The organism is Bradyrhizobium sp. USDA 3256, from assembly GCF_054058275.1.
In genome coordinates, this window is sequence record NZ_JBSSAE010000002.1 from 6,981,204 (window position 1) to 6,999,880 (window position 18,677).

Here is an 18,677-nt window from a genome sequence, read left to right on the forward strand (position 1 = left end):
TCAGCCCCCAGTTTCAGCCAGCGCGGCCTTGGCGCGCGCAATCGTGTCGTCGAAAATGCGGTCGAGCCGCGGATTGATGCCCCGGCAACCAGCAACGACCTTGTCGGCCCAGGTCGCATAGTCGGCGAGATCGTCGCGCTCGTCCTTGCTTGGGTGCGGCACGATCCGCGCGCCGATATTGCTGATCTTGTCGGCGATCTTGATCAGCTTTGCACCGGGAGATTTGTGCGGTGCATCCTCGATCTGCTTTTGCCGGCGGGCAGGCTTTGGCAGGCTCATGTCATCGGTGCACTCGACCACCAGCGAGGCAACGCGCGCGGTGAACTTCTGCGCGAGCTCCTCGCGCGTGGTCTCGGTGTCCTCGAGGGTGTCGTGAAGCCAGCCTGCTACCACCAGTTCGGCATCGGCGCCATCGGTCACCTGCGCGAGCAGGTTCGCGACCTCGGCGAGATGGTTGATGTAAGGCTCACTCCCCCGCCCCTTGCGCGCCATCCCATTATGACGGTGCGCGGCAAGCTCGGCAGCTTCGGAGACCATGCGGACAGCGGGAAGCATGGCGCTACAACTTCCCCTTCACCTCGGCGCGAAAGCCGTAGATCACGCGCTTGCCGGCGAGTGCGACGAGCTGGACGTCGCGGGTCTGGCCCGGTTCGAAGCGGACGGCGGTGCCGGCGGCGATGTCGAGGCGCATGCCGCGAGCCTTCTTGCGGTCGAATTTCAGCGCGGGGTTGGTTTCGAAGAAGTGGTAGTGCGAGCCGACCTGGATCGGACGGTCGCCGGTGTTCGCGACCGAGAGCGTCACGGTCTTGCGGCCGGCATTGAGCTCGATCTCGCCGTCCTTGATGAAGAGTTCGCCGGGGATCATTCGTCTCTCCTGTCATTCCGGGGCAATGCGCAGCATCGGACCCGGAATCTCGATCAACAATCTCTGGATTCCGGGCTCGGCCGTTCCGGCCGCCCCGGAATGACGCTCATGGCTAGCGGATCGGCTCGTGCACGGTGACGAGCTTGGTGCCGTCGGGGAATGTCGCCTCGACCTGGATGTCGTGGATCATCTCCGGGATGCCATCCATCACCTGCGCGCGGGTCAGGACCTTGGCGCCGGCCTGCATCAGCTCTGCGACGGTGCGGCCGTCGCGCGCGCCCTCGACGATGAAGTCGGTGATCAACGCGACGGCTTCAGGATGGTTCAGCTTGACGCCGCGCTCGAGCCGGCGCCGCGCCACCATGGCCGCCATCGATACCAGGAGCTTGTCCTTTTCGCGGGGAGACAAATTCATGCGAGCACTCTGATCGTTCTTTGAGAGGTCTAGTTGAGCCACAGCCGCGGCAGCGGCACGGCGGAGGCGCGGCCGAGCACCGTCATCATGTCGGCGCGCAACCGGGCCGCATCTTGGGCACAGAAGCGTGCCATTGCAAAGCCATTCCAGGCGGACATGCCGACCTCACCGCCGAAGCCCTCCGACGCCTCGCGGATGCGTTCGACCAGCGCCTCGTCGCCAGGCGCGATCAGCGCCGTGCCGATCGCAGCGCCGCCGCCCGCGATCGCGGGCCGTGCGAGCTTCTCGCCGATCTCGCCATCGAGCCTGACGGTCTCGGCAAACACCAGCCTGCCGCCACGGCGCATCCGCCAGCGATCGACGAATTCGCCATGGCGCATGGTCTCGCCCATCGCGGCGCGGCCGAACACCACGATCTCGCAGAGCAGGAGCGAGGCGCCTTCCGCGAGATCAATGTCAAACGTGCGGTGGATACGGGCGCGGTCGAACAGGATGGTCTCCTGTGGCAGCCAGGAGAGATGCGCACCATGGGCAACCTTCAACGCGATGTCGAGCCGGGCCGCCGCTGCCGGCGCGCGGTAAACCTTCTCCGCAGCTGCCGTGGTCAGCGTCAGGCGAGCGCCCTCGCCGGCTGAGATCGCGATGTCAAAACGATCGCCGCCGGCAATCCCGCCGGCGGTGTTGACGAACATGGCCGACAGGCCTTCGTCCTCCGGCGATGGAAAACGAACCCGCAGCGAGCCGGACTCATGCAGGTCGCCGCGGCGGGTGGCGCCATCCTTGAGATGCACGCCGAACCGGACCGCACCCTGGGCGCGGTTTGCCGCAAACGTTGCCGCTGCCGCGCCTGCGATCCCGGTCCGCATTCCCCCGACGCTCCCTTCGCGCGCCACAACAGGCGGCGTCACATCCTGTTCACAGCGCCATCTGGCGGCTGATCTCGGCGGGATCGAGGCTTGCGCGGTCGCAGGCATATTTCACCGCACCCCGGTCCATCACGGCAAAACTGTCGCCGAGTTCGCAGGCAAAGTCGAGATACTGTTCGACCAGCACGATGGCGATGTTGCCGAGGTTTCGCAGATAGGAGATGGCGCGGCCGATATCCTTGATGATCGAGGGCTGGATGCCCTCGGTCGGCTCGTCGAGCAGCAGGAGCTTTGGCCGCATCACCAACGCGCGGCCGATCGCGAGCTGCTGCTGCTGGCCACCGGAAAGATCGCCGCCGCGGCGGCCCAGCATGGTCTCCAGCACCGGAAACAGCGAGAACACGTCGTCGGGAATGTTGCGGTCTTCGCGCTTGAGCGGACCGAAGCCGGTCTTGAGGTTCTCTTCCACCGTCAGCAACGGAAAGATCTCGCGGCCCTGCGGCACGAAGCCGATGCCGCGACGCGCCCGCTCATAGGGCTTTAGCGCGGTGATGTCCTTGCCGTCGAAATTGATAGTGCCCGACGCGATCGGATATTGGCCGACCATGGCGCGGAGCAGCGAGGTCTTGCCGACGCCGTTGCGGCCGAGCACGCAGGTGACCTTGCCGGGCTCGGCGGTCAGCGACACGCCGCGCAGCGCCTGCGCCGCACCGTAATAGAGATTGATGTTGTCGATCTTCAGCATCGCGCTAGCGCCCCAGATACACTTCGACCACCCGCTCGTTCGACGACACCTGGTCGATCGAACCTTCGGCGAGCACCGAGCCCTCATGCAGGCACGTCACCTTGACGCCGAGCTCGCGCACGAAGGTCATGTCGTGCTCGACCACCATGATGGTGTGATTCCTGTTGATCTCCTTCAGGAGCTCCGCGGTCAGATGGGTCTCGACATCGGTCATGCCGGCGACCGGCTCGTCGACCAGCAGCACCTTGGGGTCCTGCGCCAGCAACATGCCGATTTCGAGCCACTGCTTCTGGCCGTGCGACAGGCTGCCGGCGAGGCGGTTGCGCGCATCGGTCAGGCGGATGGTCTCGAGCACCTTGTCGATGCGCTCGGACTCGGCCTTGCTGCCGCGCCAGAACAGCGTGCCGCGCACGGAATGATCGACATTGAGCGCGAGCAGCAGATTGTCCTGCACGGTCTGGCTCTCGAACACCGTCGGCTTCTGGAATTTGCGGCCGATGCCGAGCTCGGCGATACGGGTCTCGTCGAGCCGGGTCAGGTCGACGGTGCCGTCGAACAGCACGGTGCCCTCGTCCGGCTTGGTCTTGCCGGTGATGATGTCCATCATCGTGGTCTTCCCGGCGCCGTTCGGGCCGATGATGGCACGCATCTCGCCGGGCTCGAGCGCCAGCGACAGATTGTTGATGGCATGGAAGCCGTCGAACGAGACGTGCACGCCGTCGAGGTAGAGCATGGCCGAGGTGGCGCGGGTATCCATGACGTTCATCTGCCTACTCCGCCGCGTTCGGTGCGCCGATGCCGTCTTCGCGCGCGGCGCTGTCGGCGTCGGGAGAGCTGTGCCGTGCCTTCTCCCACCAGCTGTTGAAGGTGCCGACGATGCCCTTGGGCAGCAGCAACGTGACCAGGATGAACAGCGCGCCCAGCATGAACAGCCAGTACGGTGCGAGCGGCCCCGAGGTGAAGAACGTCTTGGCATAGTTGACGACGACGGCGCCGAGCGCCGCGCCGACTAGCGTGCCGCGGCCGCCGACCGCGACCCAGATCACCGCCTCGATCGAGTTGGCGGGCGCGAACTCGCTCGGATTGATGATGCCGACCTGCGGCACGTACAGCGCACCGGCGACGCCTGCCATGCAGGCCGACAGCGTGAACACGAACAGCTTGTAGGATTCGACGCGATAACCGAGGAACCGGGTCCGGCTTTCGGCGTCACGCACCGCGATCAGGACCTTGCCGAGCTTCGAGGTGACGATCGCGCGGCAGATCAGGAACGCGATGATCAGCGCCAGGCAGCTCAGCAGGAACAGCGCCGCGCGGGTGCCTTCGGCCTGCACGTTGAAGCCGAGGATGTCCTTGAAATCGGTCAGCCCGTTGTTGCCGCCGAAGCCGAAATCGTTGCGGAAGAACGCCAGCAGTAGCGCATAGGTCATCGCCTGCGTGATGATCGACAGATACACGCCGGTGACGCGCGAGCGGAAGGCAAGCCAGCCGAAGCAGAAGGCGAGCAGACCCGGCACCAGCAGCACCATCAGCGCCGCGAACCAGAACTTGTCGAAGCCGTACCAGTACCAGGGCAGCTTGCTCCAATTCAGGAACACCATGAAGTCGGGCAGGATCGGGTTGCCGTAGACGCCACGGCTGCCGATCTGGCGCATCAGGTACATGCCCATCGCGTAGCCGCCGAGCGCGAAGAACGCCCCGTGGCCGAGCGAGAGGATGCCGCAATAGCCCCAGATCAGATCGATCGAGAGCGCGAGGATGGCGTAGCAGACATATTTGCCCCACAGCGCCACCAGATAGGTCGGCACCTGGAACATCGAACCCTGCGGCAGCAGCAGGTTCGACAGCGGGATCAGCACGCCGATCGCGGCGACGATCAGGACGAACGCGGTCGCCGCGCGATCGAGCGAACGGGTGAGGATGTGCGGCGTCATGCTTCTACCGCCCGCCCCTTGAGCGCGAACAGGCCGCGCGGCCGCTTCTGGATGAACAGGATGATGAGCACCAGGATCGCGATCTTACCGAGCACCGCGCCCGCGACAGGCTCGAGGAACTTGTTGGCGATGCCGAGCGTGAAGGCGCCGACCAGCGTGCCCCAGAGATTGCCGACGCCGCCGAACACCACGACCATGAAGCTGTCGATGATGTAGCTCTGGCCGAGATTCGGGCTGACATTGTCGATCTGCGACAGCGCCACGCCGGCAATGCCGGCGATGCCCGAGCCGAGGCCGAAGGTCAGCGCGTCGACGCGCGAGGTGGCGATCCCCATCGAGGCCGCCATGCGGCGGTTCTGCGTCACTGCGCGCATCTCGAGGCCGAGTGCGGTGTAGCGCAGCATCGCCAGCAGGATGGCAAACACCGCGAGCGTGAAGCAGAGGATCCACAGCCGGTTATAGGTGATGGTGATCTGGCCGAGCTCGAAGGCACCGCTCATCCAGGAGGGGTTGCCGACCTCGCGGTTGGTCGGACCGAACGCGGTGCGCACCGCCTGCTGCAACACCAGGGACAGGCCCCAGGTCGCGAGCAGCGTCTCCAGCGGACGGCCGTAGAGGAAGCGGATGATGGTGCGCTCGATCAGCACACCGATCAGGCCGGCGACCAGGAAGGCGAGCGGCACCGCGATCAGCAGCGAGTAGTCGAACAGCGCAGGATAGCGGCTGCGGATCACCTCCTGCACCACGAAGGTGGTGTAGGCCCCGAGCATCACCATCTCGCCATGCGCCATGTTGATGACGCCCATCACGCCGAAGGTGATGGCAAGCCCGATCGCGGCGAGCAGCAGCACCGAGCCGAGTGACACGCCGTACCACGCATTCTGCACCATCGACCACATCGCCAGATTGCTCTGGATCGAGGACACCGCGCTTGCGGCCGCGTTGGCGACCAGCGGCGGCTGGTCGGCGCCGAGGGCGGTAAGCAGCGCCAGCGCCTCCTGATCGCCGCGCGCCTTGACCACAGCGACGGCGTCGAGCTTGTCGCTGTCGGATGCGTCCGACTTGAACAGGATGATGGCGGCGCGCGCCTCGGCGAAGGCCTGCTTGACCGACTTGACGCTCTCCTTGGCGAGCGCGCTCTCCACCGTCGGCAGCACATTCTCCTCGTGGCTCTTGAACACCGACTGCGCGGCGGCGAGCCGCTTGGCCGGGTCCGGCGACAGCAGCGTCAGGCCGCCGAGCGCGGCCTCCACGGTGCGGCGCAGGCGGTTGTTGAGGCGGACGGCGGCGGCGTTGTCGGGCAGCTTGTCGACGGCAGTCCCCGTGGTGGCGTCGACAATCTTGCCGTCGGTCCGCGTGATGAAGACCTTCTTGCTGTCGGGATCGGCCGAGAGCCGGCCGTCCTGCAGCGCGCTGATGATGGGCGAGGCCAGCGCATTGCCCGATGCGGCGACCTCGCCGATCGCCGCCTCGGTGTCGGAGAACTCGTCATTGGCGAATTTGGCGACCGAATCCTCGAACGGACCGGCCAGCGCCGGCACTGTCAGGCAGCTCAGCAGCAGGATCGAGAGAAACAGCGCACGAAAACGATCAATACAATTGGCGAACACGTCAGTACCCCGGCAGGAGTGTGAGGAGAAGGCGGCGAGCTGTGCCGCCTTCTCCAGGTTCTTGGATGGTTGTGTTGTGTCGTTGTTCAGGTCAGGAGCTCAGGAGCCTTGTTGTCAGGAGCCCTGGCCGCCGCACTTGTTGGTCTTGGTGTTGAAGTTGCCGCACTTCTTGCCGACCCAATCGCCGATCAGGTCCTTGGAACCCTCGAGCTCCTTCGACCAGGCGTCGCCGGCCACCAGGCCCGGGGTCTTCCAGACCACGTCGAACTGGCCGTTGCCCTTGATCTCGCCGATGAACACCGGCTTGGTGATGTGGTGGTTCGGCAGCATCTGCGACACGCCGCCGGTCAGGTTCGGCGCCTCGATGCCGGGAAGCGCATCGATCACCTTGTCCGGATCGGTCGACTTCACCTTCTCGACCGCCTTCACCCACATGTTGAAGCCGATGTAGTGCGCTTCCATCGGATCGTTGGTCACGCGCTTCGGATTCTTGGTGTAGGCCTGCCACTCCTTGATGAACTTCTCGTTCGCCGGGGTCTTGATCGACTCGAAGTAGTTCCAGGCGGCGAGATGGCCGAGCAGCGGCTTGGTGTCGATGCCGGCGAGCTCTTCCTCGCCGACCGAGAACGCGACCACCGGGATATCGGTCGCCTTGATGCCCTGGTTGCCGAGCTCCTTGTAGAACGGAACGTTGGCGTCGCCGTTGATGGTGGAGACCACCGCGGTCTTCTTGCCGGCCGAGCCGAACTTCTTGATGTCGGCCACGATCGTCTGCCAGTCGGAGTGACCGAACGGCGTGTAGTTGATCATGATGTCGTCCTGGGCGACGCCCTTCGACTTCAGATAGGCTTCCAGGATCTTGTTGGTGGTGCGCGGATAGACGTAGTCGGTGCCGGCCAGCACCCAGCGCTTCACCTTTTCTTCCTTCATCAGATAGTCGACCGCCGGGATCGCCTGCTGGTTCGGCGCCGCGCCGGTGTAGAACACGTTGCGCTCGGACTCCTCGCCCTCATACTGCACCGGATAGAACAGGATGTTGTTCAGCTCCTTGAACACCGGGAGCACGGATTTGCGCGACACCGAGGTCCAGCAGCCGAACACGACCGCGACCTTGTCCTTGGTGATCAGCTCGCGGGCCTTTTCGGCGAACAGCGGCCAGTTCGAGGCGGGGTCGACCACGACGGGCTCGAGCTTCTTGCCGAGCACGCCGCCCTTCTTGTTCTGCTCGTCGATCAGGAAAAGGATCGTGTCCTTCAGCGTGGTTTCGCTGATGGCCATGGTGCCCGACAGCGAGTGAAGGATGCCAACCTTGATGGTGTCGTCGGCCGCTTGCGCGGGCGCGAGGGACGAGGACGCAGCCAGACCCAAAACCAGGCCGGCCGTCGCCGCGAGCGCGCGGCGACGGGTCATCGTCGCTATTCCGTGAGTAAGCTGAGTAAGCATGAAATGTCGTCTCCCTGACGCAGGCGTGAACGCTTGCGAAACGGCCGCTTGGCCGCCTGCGGTTAAGGGAATCGCAAGAACTGTGCCACGGTACGCAGCCCCGGTAAGCCGATGAACCGGCTGGATAATTTCATCGGTTCCGGGCAAATACGGAAGCCGACTGCCCAATCATTGAGCCGGCAACTTGACTGCCGAAAGAGCAATCAGTCTATCTTTTAGGCAAAATTGCCGTCTTGGCTAAATTTCCGGCATCGATTTGTGACAGTTTGCGCGATGGTTCAGCGAACTCCGGGCACCAAAGACGGCGATCTCATCTTGAAACCGCCCAGTTCCTGGTCCATATCCTCGCCATGCCCGCGAGAGTCGCGGTGCCTTCGCGAGCTGCGTGTTCAAGCTGCCCCAAGCGGCTTCTGGCTCGCCTTCCAGCTAACCCAGCTTGACGCCCCAGACACGCGGGTGTCCCCGAATGCCTTCAAACGCTTCCGGCCGATATGGGCCGGAACGACGATGGCTTTTATGGAAAGAACCACCTTTTGACCTCCTTTCAGGATTTCGGCCTCGCCGATCCCATCGCCCGCGCGCTCCGAGAAGAGAATTATCTCACGCCGACCCCCATCCAGGCCCAGACCATCCCGCTAGCCCTTGCCGGCCGCGACGTCGTCGGCATCGCCCAGACCGGTACCGGCAAGACCGCCTCCTTCGCGCTGCCGATCCTGCACCGGCTGCTCGAGAACCGCGTGCGCCCGCAGCCCAAGAGCTGCCGCGTGCTGGTACTCTCGCCGACCCGCGAGCTGTCCGGGCAGATCCTCGACAGTTTCAACACCTATGGCCGCCACATCCGGCTGTCCTCGGCGCTCGCCATCGGCGGCGTGCCGATGGGCCGCCAGGTCCGTGCCGTGATGCAGGGCGTCGAGGTGATGGTCGCCACCCCCGGCCGCCTGCTCGATCTCGTGCAGAGCAACGGTCTGAAGCTCAACCAGGTCGAGTTCCTGGTGCTCGATGAAGCCGACCGCATGCTCGACATGGGCTTCATCAACGACATCCGGAAAATCGTCGCCAAGCTGCCGATCCGGCGCCAGACGCTGTTCTTCTCGGCCACCATGCCCAAGGACATCGCCGAGCTCGCCGAGGCGATGCTGCGCGACCCGGCCCGCGTGGCGGTGACGCCGGTGGCCTCGACGGTGGATCGCATCGCCCAGCGCGCGATCCAGGTCGATTTCGCGGCCAAGCCGACGGTCCTCGCCCAGTTGCTGAAGCAGGAACCGGTCAACCGCGCCCTGGTCTTCACCCGCACCAAGCACGGCGCCGACAAGGTGGTGAAAAGCCTTGCCAAGGCCGGCATCGAGGCCAATGCGATCCACGGCAACAAGTCGCAGAACCACCGCGAGCGCACGCTGGCGGCGTTCCGTTCCGGTGAGATCCGCACGCTGGTGGCGACCGATATCGCTGCCCGCGGCATCGACGTCGACGGCGTCAGCCACGTGGTGAATTTCGACCTGCCCAACATCCCGGAGACCTACGTCCACCGCATCGGCCGCACGGCGCGCGCCGGCGCCGACGGCGTCGCGATCTCGCTGATCGCCGGTGCCGAGGAGATGGGCTATTTGCGCGATATCGAGCGGCTGATCCGGATTACCGTGCCGCGGGAAGACCGCCGCACACAGGGCGGCCGCGAGGCCGCCGCGCCGGCGCAGGCCACCCACCCGCACCGGGGCGGCCGCTCCGCGCCCCGTGCACATAATGTCCGTGGGAATGAGGCCGCTCCGGGCGCAAAAGGCCCTCGCCGCCGCCGCCGTCGAGGTGGTAATAATGGCGCGCCGCAGACGAGCCGGGGCGAGTCGCCGCGTCCGTCGCAGGCCGGCAACAGCGAAGGCATTCAGGGCGTCGCCTTCTTGCATCGCGAGAGCCGGCCGAATCCGCAATCCAACCGCAACAACCGACCGAAGCACTAGCCGTCGCTCGATCTGGAGAAACATATGGCTAAGGAAGAGCTGATCCAGTTCGAAGGACTGGTGACCGAAATCCTCCCCGACGCTCGTTACCGGGTGCAACTCGATGCCGGGCACGAGATCGTCGCCTACACCGCCGGCAAGATGAAGAAAAACCGCATCAAGACGCTGGCCGGCGACCGTGTTACGATCGAAATGTCGCCCTACGATCTGGAAAAGGGGCGCCTGATCTTCCGGCATAAGGACGAACGTCCGAGCGGCGCGCCCGGTGGCCCGCCGCGGGGCGGAGCCCAGCGCGGCGGCCAGTTCCGCCGCCGATAAGCGGGGTATTGCAACCGCTGCGGGCATGACGTCCTGATGTCCTGCGCACAATTGGCCGGCGGCTGCGCCGGCCAAAAAATCGCGCACGTCAGGATTGTTTTCAGGATTGTTTTGAAGCCTTCTATCGAATAATATCCTACCCATCGATTTTCGGCCGGACGACATTAGCCAATACCGGTACAGCCGGTTCAGACGCTGACGACCCTTTCCAAAAATTCGATCTCACCACCCCGCCGATCAGCGGGTCTTGAACTTGTATATCTGAGAAGGGACTACCCACGTGAGCATGGGAACCGTGAAGTGGTTTAACGCGACCAAGGGCTACGGCTTCATCCAGCCGGATGAAGGCGGGAACGACGTGTTCGTGCACATCAGTGCAGTCGAGCGCGCCGGCCTTGGCACTCTGCGTGAAGGCCAGAAGATCTCCTACGAGATCGTGGCTGACCGCCGTTCCGGCAAATCCTCGGCCGACAATCTGCGCGCCGCCGGATAAGCCGATTTCCCGGGAGCGCGAAGCTCCAGGAAATTGTCGCTAAAGCATCAAGGGCCGCACCTTCGGGTGCGGCCCTTTTTGTCTGGATTGCCAATCGGCGTTCCGCGTCGTTCGGAAGCTCTAATAGGTCGAGCAGGTCGTCGGCATCGTGGCAGACGTCGGCGCGTAGAACACGCAAACCGACTGCCGCGGCCTTGTGAAGGCGACATCGGTGAGATTGATGCCGCTCTTGGCCATCACATAGCCGACCGTCGGAACGTATTTGTAGCTGACTTCGCTGAAGATCAGATAGGTGCCCGCAACCAGCAGCGCCGCCGGAACGACGCTGGTCACGACATCACCCTGACTGCGGCTCGAGGCCGTCAATGTGGCCTGCGTGGCGCCCGTGGCCATCACGCCCGCCTTGCTCCACTGGATCCGCGCGACCTTCGAGGCATCGACGTAGATTTCCGACAAGGTGACCTTGGTCGGCGTCGGATCGTACGGAGTCATGATACCGACGCTGGCACTGAAGAAGTTCTGCAGGTCGGCATCCACCACCTGCGTCGACTGCGAGGTCAGGTCCGACGCGGCGCGCGCCATAAGCGTGACCTTGCGGTCGACCGCGACACCGGATGAAAACTCGACAGTACCGAAGAACAGCACCAGCATCAGCGGCAGGACGAAAGCGAACTCGACGGCGGCAAGACCCCGGCGGTCATTGCAGAGGGTCGCGACGGAGCGCAGCAAGGCCGCTGCCTGAGTTTTCATGACGTTGCTCATGAGCATGTCGCCCCGGCGGTCCCGGATGGCTCGTTCTTGAATGTCGCGGTCGCGGTCAGCAGCCGCTTGCCGTTGGCGAGGTTGGCGACATTGAAGCCAAGCTTGGTGACGAACAGCGGCCACTGATAGAATAGCCGGACCACCACGACGTCGCCGTCCTTGCCGGGGCACCATTTCATGGTCGGAATGAATGCGTTGTTGGAATCGATCGGAGGCGCGATGTTGACGCTGCTGAAGCCCGTCGCAGCGGGATAGCTGCGCACGTCGACCGATATGCCATTGACGCAATCGAACAGCGCGCTGACCTGGCCACAGACATAGTTCTTGAACTGCTGCTGGGTGTAGCTTGCGCCCTGCGCCTGACCGGTCATGATCATGCGCGCGGAATCCTGCGTCACCGTCTCCAGCAACTGGCTCGCGAAGAAGATCATCGCCACTTCGATGATCGCAAACAGCAGTCCGAAAAACAGCGGCGCGATCATCGCGAATTCGACCGCGGTCGCGCCACGGCGGTTTCGGCGAAAGCGATGGAGGAGGCGCGCGAAAGAATGAGCGGGCAGCGGCATCAACGACCCCGGATCAACATGGCGGCAACAACTACCCCAGGACTCATTGTCGAAGTATTTCGCCGGATCGAGACAGAGCGACCCGATCCGTCAGGCTTTTCTTAACCATGTCGGATGGACCGCCTGCGGCAGGCGGCTGCCCCGGCGCGTGAAGCGCTGGCGCGGACACGCGCTAGTTCTGCGGCTTCGCGGCCGCGCCCGAGCCGGAGGCCTGGCTGTTGAGCGAGCCGGCCTGGTCCATGGTCGACTTGAAGTAGGTCTCGCCGTCGCCGAGGGTGATGCGGCGCTGGCAGACCGGCATGCAGCTGTAGGTCTCGCGATCGACGCCGCGATAGACCGTGACCAACTGGTCGGTCGGACCTTCGACCTGGATCTGACGATCCACCAGCACCTGGCCGGTGCGGTCGAGTGCGATGAAGTTGGTCGCGCCGTAGCCCTTGCCGGTCACGACGACAACGCCGCCATTCTGCAGGGTGACGTCGGCGATCAGCGGGTTGCCGACCACGATGGTGGAGATGCCGCCGGGCAGCTTGACGAGCTTGGCCTGATCGACATTGACCGCGATCCGGTCCGGATCCGGCGCCGCCGTTGCGAATGCGGGCCACAGAACGGCTGCGGCCAGCGAGATGAATCCAATGCGCGCGACGGCGCGAATACGCTGGGACTGAAACGACATACCTTACCCCGGGACGTTAACAAGCCGGCAAAAGCGATACGCAGCGGACCGGCGCCCGACGCAGGCAAATCTGACGGCAATTCATTTAAGAAGAGCAAAAATCGACCGCTGAATTGCGCCGATGTCACAACTTCCGGAACGGATCGGCCAACGGCCCGGTGATCCCGCGGAAAACGCCCCCGGGGGGGACCGCCGCCTAGCCGGCGGCACGCACATGCACCACCACGCGATCGTCGGCGTAGAGGCGCTGCCATCCATCGATGTGATCGAGAAACTTGGAGGCGGGCGTTGCCGGATCGAGCATCACCGCATCGATTCTGTAGGTCTTGAGCAGATCGAGGAAGCCGTCGACGTCCTTGAGCTGGAGCGCACGGTAATAGGCGATCTCGAATTTCTCGCCGTAGAGCTCGGCACGGCCGTCGACGAACACCGGCACCTGGCGCCAGATCAGATAGCCGCCGAACTGCAGATCATTGAGCACGCGCTGCACGTTGTGCGCCTTCAGCGCGTCGACGGCGGCAGCGGGCGAATGGATCGTCGGCGGCGACATGTCCCGACGCACCGCAATGAACCAGGTCGAGGCGCAGAGCGCGGCGATGAGCATCGCGGCCGGCATGGCCTTCAGCCGGACCACGCTTGCGGCATGCAGGCCGAACTGGGTTGCCACCGGCGTCAGCGCGGCTAGCGGCAACAGCAGGGCGAAGAGCTCGAGATTCCTGACATGGGATAGCGCCATGTGCAGCAGGCCCAGCGCCAGGGCGATCCGCGGCAGCGGCAGCTTCACCCCGCAATAGAGCGCCCCACCGATCAGGCCGAGAATGGTCAGCTCGAACGCATCGAGGTGGCTGAAACTCGCCGGCATCCATTCCGCGATGAGATGCAGCAGTTCACCGAGGCTGAGAATCCTCAGCGAGGCGAGGATCGTTCCCCAGCCATAGGGCGTCACGCAGCACGCGGCCAGCGCGCCGAGCCCGAACGCGACCCAGCGCAGCGCCAGCGGCAATCTTTGCGCTGGCGCGGCGTTCCACAGCGCATCGAGCGCGAAGGCGCCGGCCAGCACCAGGCCGAACAGAAAGCCGCCATGCAGATTGGCCCAGAGCGCGATCAGCGGCAGCAGCCAGAACGAGGGGGCCTCGCGGCGCTCGCTGGCGACCATCAGGCCGTTCGCCCAGACCATCATGATCGGCAACGCGAGCACATGCGGACGGGCCAGCAGATGCCCGCATGTCAGCACCAGCGCAGCCAGCGCGATCAAGCTCGCATGGATCGCCGGCAGCGCGCGGCCGAGGATGGCGGTGAGCAGTGCGAAGGTGGCGGCGCCGCAAGCCGCGGCCAGCGCCGCGGGCCCGGTCCACCCGGCAAGGTCGTAGGCCTTCGCGAACAGGACCTGCGCCAGCCAGGACGACGACACCCAAGGCTCACCCGCCTTGGTGAAGGAATAGATATCGACCGACGGCAATGCGCGGTGGTCGAGGATCCAGCGGCCGACGGCAATCTGCCAGTAGGTGTCGGAATCGGCGAGCAGCCTGTCGCCGACGATCAGCAGCAGCGCATAGACGCCGCACGCCATCCAGAACCAGGCCGGGACTTCGGCGAACACCGAGGCCCGCGCCTGTGGGATGGTTGCGGTCTCAGCACTCATGCGCGCGCGGTTCAATGACGGAACGGATAGGCCAGCTGTCCGCCGATTTCGGCCGGCACGCCCTGCTCGCGCGTCGACGCCGTAATCATCCGGAAGCTTGCCTTCGGGCATGCGGAATGTCCCGAACAGAATGTCCCAGAGCGGAAACGTGCCCGCAAAATTGGTGTCGCCACCCTCCTCGAGCGCGGTGTGATGCCAGCGATGAAACACCGGCGTGGCGATCACATATTTGAACGGACCGAGCGTCCAGTTCAGGTTGGCGTGCACGAAGGCGGAGTGGAATGTGGTGAAGGGACCGACCCACAGCATGATGTTCGGCGAGATGCCGGCCATCAACAGGATCACGTCGACCGAGATCGTGCCGATCAGCAGATTGACGGGATGGAAACGCGCCGCCGAGATCCATTCGAGATCCTCGGAGGAATGATGAATGGCGTGGTACTTCCAGAAGCCGCCGCCGTGAAACATCCGGTGCAGCCAGTACAGCATGAAGTCGGAAGCGACCAGGAAGATGATCGATTGCAGCCAGAGCGGCAGCTGCGCCAGCGGGCCGTGTCCGTTTTCGTAGAACGAGATCAGCTCGTCGGCACCGTGCACGTCGAACACCGCGGCCGCGCCCACCACAAGCAGCCCGATGCGCAGCACGCGGGCGAATACCGGCACGAAGAACCAGTAGCAGATGTCCGTGACCAGCTCGCGCTTCTGCCACCACGGCTTGCCGGGATTGCAGGCCCAGAAGCGGGTCAGCACCGTGAAGAACAGCGCGAGGCCGATCGTGATCGGCACCACCCTCATCATCGTCTGGCCGAGCATCTCGATGACTTCGATCGGAAGGGTGGACATGGCAGCCTCATACTACGGAAGCCCCATGGGTATAGATGTGCGCTTAAGGAGCCGTGAATCGGCGCCGGGCGCCGGGTCGCAGCAACAATCTGCAATTTGAGCGGACCGCTTAATGCCAAATTTACTGTGCGCAACAACAGCGGGTTCCCGCAGAGTTTATGCGATCAAATTAACTGCACCGAAATCGTCCAACACTAGGGTGCCGCAATGGTCACGGTGCTGAGAACGCCGGCGAGACCAAATCTAGTTCGACCAGCCACGTGTACACAGGAGTGATTTTATGAAGAACCTCGTTTCGCGCTTCGTGAAGGACGAATCGGGCGCGACCGCCATCGAGTACGGCCTGATCGCCACCGGTATCGCCATCGCGATCATCGCTGCAGTCAACGGCGTCGGCACGAAGCTCTCGGGTACCTTCAACTCGATCTCGGGCTCGCTGAAGTAAGCCGGCTTCGACGAATTCGCATCAAAGGTCCCGGCAATCCCGGGACCTTTGCTATTTGTCGGGGGCCGATCGGCTGCCTGCGTAGAAGGTGCCGGCAATCCTTTTCCGATTGTTCACCATTGGCCGCTAGCGTCGGGTCTCGACCGCAGCTCCAGCTTGACGGCATGAATTCATGATCCTCGACATCGCACGCTTGATGCTGTTTCCGGCCCTGATGGCCTTTGCGGCGGCGAGCGATCTCCTGACCATGACGATCCCGAACCGGATTTCGCTGGCGCTGGTGGCTGGCTTCTTTGTCCTGGCGCCGCTGACCGGGATGGGCGTCCACGAGATCCTCACCCATGCCGGCGCAGGCGCGCTGGTTCTCGTGGTGGCGTTCGGCATGTTCGCGATGGGCTGGGTCGGCGGCGGAGACGCCAAGGTCGCGGCCGCGGCCAGCCTTTGGTTCGGGTTCGAGCATCTGCTGCCCTATCTGGTGTTTGCCTCGCTGTTCGGCGGTGCGCTGACCGTGCTCTTGCTGCAGCTGCGGCAATGGCCGCTGCCCTACCCGCTCGCGTCCCAGGCCTGGCTCAGCCGCCTGCACGACAAGCAGACCGGCATTCCCTACGGCATCGCACTCGCCCTCGGCGCCCTCCTGATCTATCCCGAGACGGACTGGATCAAGACGATTGATCTCGCGCACTTCGCCATGCGCTGAGAAAGCAGCGGTAACCGCCCGTTAAGGCGATTTAGATACGCCTCATTAACCATGCTTTGACGAATAGCTGGTCAACTCCCATCACGGCGGCGGCAGCGTCGCGGCGTCATGTGGAAAGTGAAGCGTAATGGATAAGGCCCGCATTCTGGTCCTGGCAATTGCAGGCTGCGCCGGCCTTGCGGCGCTTTATTTGGCGAGCGGAAGCGACGACAAGCCGGCGGCTCCTCCGCCAGTTGCGCAGCTGCCGACGGTCGACATCCTGGTCGCGCGCTCCGACATTGGCCTCGGCCAGGCGGTGAAGGCCGAAGATCTGCAGTGGCAGACCTGGCCGGCGGCGACCGCCAGCGCCAGCTTCATGCGCAAGGACAACCACGCCGACGCCATCAAGGACGTCACCGGCTCGATCGCGCGCGCCCCGTTCATCCAGGGTGAGCCGATCCGCGAGCAGAAGCTCGTCAAGGCCGACGGAAGCGGCTTCATGGCCGCGATCCTGCCGACCGGCATGCGGGCGGTGTCGACTGAAATCTCTCCCGAGACCGGGGCCGGCGGCTTCATCCTGCCCAACGACCGGGTCGACGTCCTGCTGTCGAAGCGGGACAAGAATCCCGACCGCAACGGCGCCGACATCGTCAATTCCGAGGTCATCCTGACCAATATCCGCGTCCTCGCGATCGACCAGGCGCCGAAGGAGAAGGACGGCACCAACGCACTGATCGGCAAGACGGTGACGCTGGAGCTGAAGCCTGACCAGACCGAGACGCTGGCGCGCGCGCGCCAGAGTGGCGTCCTGTCGCTGGCGCTGCGCAGCATCGCCGACAACAATGGGACCGACGTCAGGGCCGAAGACAACCACCAGAGACGCGGTGAGACGATCAACGTCATCCGCTTTGGCGTTGCCAACCAGGCAACGATGCAGAAGTGACCATGAGGACACAGGTGATGAAGGGCGGGGCAACTCAACGGACGATGCGGGCCTTCATGGTCCGCGCATTGTCGTTCTCGGCCGTCGCGGCGCTCACGCTCAACCCGGCACTGACGCCGGTGGTGGCGGGCGACTACCGCGCCGCTCCCGCCGCGGCCGATGGCCAGATGAACGCCCGCTTCCTCTCACTCGGCGTCGGCAAATCGGTGGTGATCGATCTGCCGAGGGACATCAAGGATGTGCTGGTCGCCGATCCCAAGATCGCCAATGCCGTGGTCCGCTCGGCGCAGCGCGCCTACATCATCGGCGCGACCGTCGGCCAGACCAACATCGTGTTCTTCGACGCCGCCGGCCAGCAGATCGCGGCCTATGACATCGCGGTCAAGCGCGACCTCAACGGCGTGCGCGCGGCCCTGCGCGCCGCACTGCCGAATGCCGATATCCAGATCGAGGGCGTCGGCGAGGGCGTCATGCTGACCGGAAGCGCGGCGAGCCCGATCGAAGCGCAGCAGGCCGGCGAGATCGCCACGCGGCTGGTCGGCAGCGCCGACAAGGTCGTGAACTCGATCACAGTTCGTGGCCGCGACCAGGTGATGCTGAAGGTGACGGTCGCCGAAGTCTCACGCAGCCTGATCAAGCAGCTCGGCATCGACCTCACCGCGAACCTCAACTACGGCACCACCGTGGTGAAATTCACCAACAACAACCCGTTCACGGCGAACAACGCAGCGCTGGTGCCCGGTAACAACCTCACCACATCATTCGGTGCGGCTCCATCGGTGTCGGCGACGCTGCGCGCCATGGAAAGCGCAGGCGTGGTGCGGACGCTCGCCGAGCCGAACCTGACTGCGATCTCCGGCGAATCGGCGACCTTCATCTCGGGCGGCGAATTTCCAATTCCGACCGGCGTGACCTGTCAGACGACGACGGGAGGCGCGATCGGGAATTGCGTTCAGACCGTCAGCTTCAAGAAATTCGGCATTTCGCTCAACTTCACGCCCGTGGTGCTGACCGAGGGACGGATCAGCCTGCGCGTGATGACGGAAGTGTCGGAAGTCTCGACCGAGAACTCGCTGACCGGCGGCGCGGGCGGAACGACGATCCCCTCGATCAAGACCCGGCGCGCCGAGACCACGCTGGAAATTCCCTCGGGCGGCTCGATGGCGATGGCCGGCCTGATCCAGGACCAGACCAAGCAGGCGATCAATGGCCTTCCCGGGCTGGCGTCGCTGCCGGTGCTCGGAACGCTGTTCCGCAGCCGTGACTTCGTCAACAACCAGACCGAGATGATGGTGCTGGTGACGCCCTATGTCGTTCGCGCGGTGGCGCAAAAGGACCTGTCGCGTCCGGATGACGGCTTCGCCAACGCGTCCGATCCGCAGGCCGACCTGCTCGGCAGCATCAATCGCGTCTACGGCGTGCCCGGCCGCACCGAGCCGGCGCGGAATTACCGCGGCACTTACGGCTTCATTACGGACTGAGG

General features: G+C 64.4%; 20 protein-coding genes and 1 pseudogene. 7 read left to right on the forward strand and 14 right to left on the reverse strand.

Annotated features, from left to right (window positions below):
- The 9 genes from ACVWY5_RS34930 to urtA form a co-directional block, all read right to left on the reverse strand.
- Complete coding sequence (locus ACVWY5_RS34930; RefSeq protein ID WP_028334689.1) at window positions 1-555, reverse strand: HD domain-containing protein; 555 nt, start codon at window positions 553-555, stop codon at window positions 1-3.
- Between the two features lie 4 nt (window positions 556-559).
- On the reverse strand, window positions 560-865 hold the full coding sequence (locus ACVWY5_RS34935; RefSeq protein ID WP_028334688.1) for an urease subunit beta: 306 nt from the start codon (window positions 863-865) through the stop codon (window positions 560-562).
- A gap of 112 nt (window positions 866-977) precedes the next feature.
- Window positions 978-1,280, reverse strand: a complete 303-nt coding sequence (locus ACVWY5_RS34940; protein WP_028334687.1) for an urease subunit gamma — start codon at window positions 1,278-1,280, stop codon at window positions 978-980.
- Window positions 1,281-1,309: 29 nt separating this feature from the next.
- The gene (locus ACVWY5_RS34945; RefSeq protein ID WP_028334686.1) at window positions 1,310-2,146 is read right to left on the reverse strand and encodes an urease accessory protein UreD; all 837 of its coding nucleotides are present in this window, start codon (window positions 2,144-2,146) and stop codon (window positions 1,310-1,312) included.
- Window positions 2,147-2,195: 49 nt separating this feature from the next.
- Window positions 2,196-2,891 (reverse strand): urea ABC transporter ATP-binding subunit UrtE, encoded by a 696-nt coding sequence (gene urtE, locus ACVWY5_RS34950; RefSeq protein WP_018269603.1) that lies wholly within the window; start codon window positions 2,889-2,891, stop codon window positions 2,196-2,198.
- Window positions 2,892-2,895: 4 nt separating this feature from the next.
- A complete protein-coding gene (gene urtD / locus ACVWY5_RS34955) occupies window positions 2,896-3,657 on the reverse strand; it encodes an urea ABC transporter ATP-binding protein UrtD (RefSeq protein WP_016842654.1) in 762 nt (253 codons plus the stop codon).
- Between the two features lie 4 nt (window positions 3,658-3,661).
- A complete protein-coding gene (urtC, locus tag ACVWY5_RS34960; RefSeq protein ID WP_028334685.1) occupies window positions 3,662-4,825 on the reverse strand; it encodes an urea ABC transporter permease subunit UrtC in 1,164 nt (387 codons plus the stop codon).
- A complete protein-coding gene (gene urtB / locus ACVWY5_RS34965) occupies window positions 4,822-6,420 on the reverse strand; it encodes an urea ABC transporter permease subunit UrtB (RefSeq protein WP_431017594.1) in 1,599 nt (532 codons plus the stop codon). Before urtB ends, urtC begins: the two co-directional genes overlap by 4 nt.
- 129 nt (window positions 6,421-6,549) lie before the next feature.
- Window positions 6,550-7,878, reverse strand: coding sequence for an urea ABC transporter substrate-binding protein (urtA, locus tag ACVWY5_RS34970; RefSeq protein WP_028334683.1), 1,329 nt, complete (start codon window positions 7,876-7,878; stop codon window positions 6,550-6,552).
- 533 nt (window positions 7,879-8,411) lie between these two features.
- Between urtA and ACVWY5_RS34975 the strand changes: the two genes are divergently transcribed.
- The 3 genes from ACVWY5_RS34975 to ACVWY5_RS34985 all read left to right on the forward strand — a co-directional run bounded on the left by ACVWY5_RS34975 (window position 8,412) and on the right by ACVWY5_RS34985 (window position 10,641).
- Window positions 8,412-9,830 (forward strand): DEAD/DEAH box helicase, encoded by a 1,419-nt coding sequence (locus tag ACVWY5_RS34975; RefSeq protein ID WP_028334682.1) that lies wholly within the window; start codon window positions 8,412-8,414, stop codon window positions 9,828-9,830.
- Between the two features lie 24 nt (window positions 9,831-9,854).
- Window positions 9,855-10,148 (forward strand): translation initiation factor IF-1, encoded by a 294-nt coding sequence (gene infA, locus ACVWY5_RS34980; RefSeq protein WP_016842649.1) that lies wholly within the window; start codon window positions 9,855-9,857, stop codon window positions 10,146-10,148.
- A gap of 280 nt (window positions 10,149-10,428) precedes the next feature.
- The gene (locus ACVWY5_RS34985) at window positions 10,429-10,641 is read left to right on the forward strand and encodes a cold-shock protein (RefSeq protein WP_016842648.1); all 213 of its coding nucleotides are present in this window, start codon (window positions 10,429-10,431) and stop codon (window positions 10,639-10,641) included.
- A 120-nt stretch (window positions 10,642-10,761) separates the two neighbouring features.
- Here the strand turns inward: ACVWY5_RS34985 and ACVWY5_RS34990 are convergent, their stop codons facing one another.
- The 5 genes and pseudogenes from ACVWY5_RS34990 to ACVWY5_RS35010 form a co-directional block, all read right to left on the reverse strand.
- Entirely contained in the window at window positions 10,762-11,391 is a 630-nt protein-coding gene (locus ACVWY5_RS34990; RefSeq protein WP_051376187.1) for a TadE/TadG family type IV pilus assembly protein, read from the reverse strand.
- Between the two features lie 8 nt (window positions 11,392-11,399).
- Entirely contained in the window at window positions 11,400-11,969 is a 570-nt protein-coding gene (locus ACVWY5_RS34995) for a TadE/TadG family type IV pilus assembly protein (protein WP_028334680.1), read from the reverse strand.
- Window positions 11,970-12,141: 172 nt separating this feature from the next.
- The gene (locus ACVWY5_RS35000) at window positions 12,142-12,645 is read right to left on the reverse strand and encodes a pilus assembly protein N-terminal domain-containing protein (RefSeq protein WP_028334679.1); all 504 of its coding nucleotides are present in this window, start codon (window positions 12,643-12,645) and stop codon (window positions 12,142-12,144) included.
- Window positions 12,646-12,841: 196 nt separating this feature from the next.
- The gene (locus ACVWY5_RS35005; protein ID WP_028334678.1) at window positions 12,842-14,287 is read right to left on the reverse strand and encodes a hypothetical protein; all 1,446 of its coding nucleotides are present in this window, start codon (window positions 14,285-14,287) and stop codon (window positions 12,842-12,844) included.
- An 11-nt stretch (window positions 14,288-14,298) separates the two neighbouring features.
- Window positions 14,299-15,130: pseudogene (locus tag ACVWY5_RS35010) on the reverse strand (sterol desaturase family protein).
- Window positions 15,131-15,410: 280 nt separating this feature from the next.
- On the opposite strand from ACVWY5_RS35010, the gene ACVWY5_RS35015 reads away from it, so the two are divergent.
- The 4 genes from ACVWY5_RS35015 (at window position 15,411) to ACVWY5_RS35030 (ending at window position 18,675) form a co-directional block, all read left to right on the forward strand.
- Window positions 15,411-15,575 carry a Flp family type IVb pilin gene (locus tag ACVWY5_RS35015; protein WP_016842642.1) on the forward strand — a complete coding sequence of 55 codons (165 nt, stop codon included), beginning with the start codon at window positions 15,411-15,413 and terminating at the stop codon, window positions 15,573-15,575.
- Window positions 15,576-15,747: 172 nt separating this feature from the next.
- On the forward strand, window positions 15,748-16,272 hold the full coding sequence (locus ACVWY5_RS35020) for an A24 family peptidase (protein WP_028334676.1): 525 nt from the start codon (window positions 15,748-15,750) through the stop codon (window positions 16,270-16,272).
- A gap of 127 nt (window positions 16,273-16,399) precedes the next feature.
- Window positions 16,400-17,194, forward strand: coding sequence for a Flp pilus assembly protein CpaB (gene cpaB / locus ACVWY5_RS35025; RefSeq protein WP_028334675.1), 795 nt, complete (start codon window positions 16,400-16,402; stop codon window positions 17,192-17,194).
- A 2-nt stretch (window positions 17,195-17,196) separates the two neighbouring features.
- The gene (locus tag ACVWY5_RS35030) at window positions 17,197-18,675 is read left to right on the forward strand and encodes a type II and III secretion system protein family protein (RefSeq protein WP_152977888.1); all 1,479 of its coding nucleotides are present in this window, start codon (window positions 17,197-17,199) and stop codon (window positions 18,673-18,675) included.
- Window positions 18,676-18,677 lie beyond the last annotated feature (2 nt).